General features: G+C 43.3%; 5 protein-coding genes and 1 pseudogene. 3 read left to right on the top strand and 3 right to left on the bottom strand.

Translation table 11 applies throughout. The features are described 5' to 3' along the window. Nucleotides 1-199 (bottom strand): annotated as a pseudogene (locus tag VN429_RS09900) (undecaprenyl diphosphate synthase family protein); the annotation flags it as partial. 207 nt (nt 200-406) lie between these two features. On the opposite strand from VN429_RS09900, the gene VN429_RS09895 reads away from it, so the two are divergent. From VN429_RS09895 to VN429_RS09885, 3 genes are read left to right on the top strand one after another with little or no spacing between them, the layout of a single operon-like run. Next, complete coding sequence (locus VN429_RS09895) at nt 407-1114, top strand: DUF7504 family protein (RefSeq protein WP_325632790.1); 708 nt, start codon at nt 407-409, stop codon at nt 1112-1114. 49 nt (nt 1115-1163) lie between these two features. Continuing rightward, complete coding sequence (dph5, locus tag VN429_RS09890; RefSeq protein ID WP_325632788.1) at nt 1164-1913, top strand: diphthine synthase; 750 nt, start codon at nt 1164-1166, stop codon at nt 1911-1913. Between the two features lie 4 nt (nt 1914-1917). Further along, on the top strand, nt 1918-2502 hold the full coding sequence (locus VN429_RS09885) for a DUF357 domain-containing protein (protein ID WP_325632785.1): 585 nt from the start codon (nt 1918-1920) through the stop codon (nt 2500-2502). A 12-nt stretch (nt 2503-2514) separates the two neighbouring features. Here the strand turns inward: VN429_RS09885 and hisE are convergent, their stop codons facing one another. Continuing rightward, nucleotides 2515-2811 (bottom strand): phosphoribosyl-ATP diphosphatase, encoded by a 297-nt coding sequence (gene hisE / locus VN429_RS09880; protein ID WP_325632783.1) that lies wholly within the window; start codon nt 2809-2811, stop codon nt 2515-2517. Then, the gene (locus VN429_RS09875; RefSeq protein ID WP_109967280.1) at nt 2808-3251 is read right to left on the bottom strand and encodes a NusA-like transcription termination signal-binding factor; all 444 of its coding nucleotides are present in this window, start codon (nt 3249-3251) and stop codon (nt 2808-2810) included. Before VN429_RS09875 ends, hisE begins: the two co-directional genes overlap by 4 nt. Nucleotides 3252-3418: the final 167 nt, after the last annotated feature.

Here is a 3418-nt window from a genome sequence, read left to right as displayed (position 1 = left end):
GAATTGTAATACTTATAATTCCAGAATCCTTTCCATAATGTCTGACTACATCCGATGATATCGAAAGACACCAGTCAACCACCTGATTTATCTTTCCCGGGTCGTCTCGCATCTCCTCATCAGAGATCATAAAACAGAGGTACCGGGGAATACGCTCCAGGTTTCGCGCGATCCACCATTCATAAAACCTGTATAACATGGGCGTATTCTCCAAATATGAGGGCAATATTATCTGACGCGAACTAGATTGCCGGAATTGAAATCATTTATCCTGCAGGTTAGTTCTTGGACCAGCCTTATTAGTTTTTTTCATGAAGTATAAAAGGATTCGATCAACCTCTTTCTTTTTTCTTTTCTTTGATCTGGCACAGTTAATATAATTGCAGGTCAACTGATAACCAGAGCGATGTACAAATACCTTACCGGTATCGATAGTATTGACCAGCGGACAGGCGGTCTAACCCCGGGTACCAATATCCTCATCCTCGCTCCAGCATTTACCAATGGTGAGCAAGTCGCAACATACCTTGCAAAACCCCGTAAGGGTGAGTATATGATAGTCCTGACTACCGAAAATCAGGCAACCGATATGCTTGATTTTTTCAAAGGAAACAATTTTGATACAAATTACATTGGAATTATTGATGCTATCAGTAAAAGTAGTTCAGGTCCAGGACAGGATAGTCAGAAAGTAAAATACGTAGGTAGTCCGAATGACCTTACCGGGATGGATATCAGGTTCTCTCAGCTTACTGAAGAAATTATGAAAGGAGAATTCACTGATGATCCGAATCAACTCTTTCCTACTCCAATCAGGTATTGTGTTCTCTCACTCACTTCCCTGCTGATGTTCCGCAAAGTAGATGTTATCTACCAGTTTCTCCACATCATCACTTCAAAACTAAAGAAAATGGGTTCTATTGGGGTATTTCTGATAAATAGCGAGTCATTTGATCAGAAGACAATAGCCATCGTAAAGCAGCTGATGAATATGGTTGTTGAGATAAGAAATGACGACAATGGTACATCAATGCGAATTCAGGGAACGATGGGAGCTACAATGAACTGGAAACAGTTCCAGGTGGAGAACGGGTCAGTCATCTTCACATCCTGATTTTAAACCATTAGCGTTAATCTGACCATAATCAATAATTGAAGATACTATGTTGACATTTGTAGGTCTTGGCCTGTATGATCTTGATGATATTTCTCTCAAAGGTATGCATGCTATAGAAGAGGCTGACCATGTTTTCCTTGAATCATACACGTCGCGTCTGATGGGAACAGACCCGGCATCCATGGAAAAACGGTATGATAAACCCGTCCATATCCTGAAACGCGAGGATGTTGAGCAGCATCCTGAACCTATTCTGTCAGCTGCCCGGTTAGGCAATGTAGTATTCCTTACCGGGGGGGATCCCATGGTCTCAACCACTCATTCTGATATCAGGATAAGAGCTGCAGAGCAGGGGATTTCAACCCGGATCATCCATGGAGCATCGATTGCAAGCGCAGTGTGTGGTCTTTGTGGATTGCAGAATTACCGGTTTGGCAAATCCTGTTCTGTTCCGTATCCTGCAAAGAACTGGTTCCCAAAAACTCCGTTTGAAACTATAAAAGCAAACCTGAAAGCAGATCTGCATACCATCGTCTTTCTGGATATTCAGGAGAAGAGATACATGAGTGTCAGTGATGCTGTTGAGATTCTTGAGAAACTCTCTGCTGAAGACGGCACTCCTATATCTCTGTACGTGGGAATGGCACGGGCTGGTTCGCCTGAACCTGTTGTGATAGCAGGAACTGCGGAAAAGATGTTAAAAGCAGACTTTGGATCTCCACTTCATATTCTGGTTATCCCTGCTCAGTTGCATCCTGTTGAAGAAGAATATCTTAAAACCTTTGCGGGTCTATGAGGTCATGAATCCCGGGTCATTAGAGCAGTACAGATCTGATCTGTCTCTGGCATATTCCAATACAGGATCGTTTCAACAACCAAAGACCCCGCTTTGGATTGTTACTGCTGGTATCAGGGAGATGATATCCTCTTATCTCACTGATTCAGAGGTTTTTTATCAACGCGAGGACCTCGTAAACGAGTATGCTGCCCTTCTCTATGCACATGGCTGGCTGGATGCGGCTATCTATCTTGGTTATCTCACTGGCTTAACACCACCTCTTTATCTTCCTGAAGATTCCTCGATCCCCTGTGATCTTCATGAACGACTTGCAGAAAAACGTAACCGGTATGAATTGATGTTACGCGATGCCCTTGGTTCAATAGAAATTGCACCGGCGTCCGGTTCACCGCTCTATGCTGCAGCAGTTCGCATCAGAAAAAAAGGTGAAGATGCATTCCCGGCTAAACCCGGGACTGCATATATGCAGGAACTGGGACGTATCAGTTATGGTTATGGGTGGATAGATGCCGGACTCCGTGCTGGGTTATTCCGGATTATAGCAAATCCCCATCTTTTTACAACTGAAACGAATACAGATCTTTGATTTGATCTTAGATCAGGGTTTTCTTCGTGATTCAAGTTCTGCATAAACCGCTGATGGGTCAACTCCTGCAGCCTTGAGAGCAATCAGGGTATGGAACAGCAGATCAGCAGCTTCGCTGGCAATTGCTTTCGGTTCTTTGTTTTTTATAGCGATGATAAACTCAACCGATTCTTCACCCACCTTTTCAAGAGCCTTATCAACCCCTTTGCGGTGTGTTAAAATGTGGGTTGTATATGATCCTTCAACGGGATGGGCAGCCCGGTCTTCAATAATCGTCCAGAGTTCTTCAAGAATGGCTGAACTGGTCATGCAGCCTCTCCTTCCGGAAAGACCTCACCGACCTCCATTCCAAAGAATCTTCTAACCAGAGCACGTGCCTTTTCAATTGTACATCCATTCTTTCCGATGGCAATTCCTACCTCACTGCGGGTAGCCACGAATGTATTGATCTTGCTGGTGTCAGGATCTATTTCTATCCTGAGGATTTTTGCAGGTTTGAAGATATTTGCAAGAAAATCATCAAGTTTCTCGGCATACTCAACCATCTCTACTTTTCTGCCAAGAACATTCTGAAGTCTTCTGATATTATCTCCTTTTTTACCTATTGCATATCCCATGTCACCAGCTTTTATTACGTAAATGATGCGGTCAAATTTTTCGTCGATGACACAATCGAGTGCGGTGGATTTGGTGAGGATGCGGATCTCCTCGATATATCTACGCTCTTTAAATCCAAGTGTACGTTCCATGAGTGAACAATCTCCATATTCGCTGAGAGAAGTATCCGATAGATGGCTTTCCGAAATAACAAAAGATCCATACCCTCCCCTGGCATATAGTGAAAATACGGGGGCTGGAATATATTGAACATCTCTTTTGACTGGAAGACCGTTTTAATATTGCCGATATAATACTT

Source organism: Methanospirillum sp. (assembly GCF_035560735.1).
Lineage (GTDB): Archaea > Halobacteriota > Methanomicrobia > Methanomicrobiales > Methanospirillaceae > Methanospirillum.
This window is presented reverse-complemented; position numbering and strand designations above follow the sequence as displayed.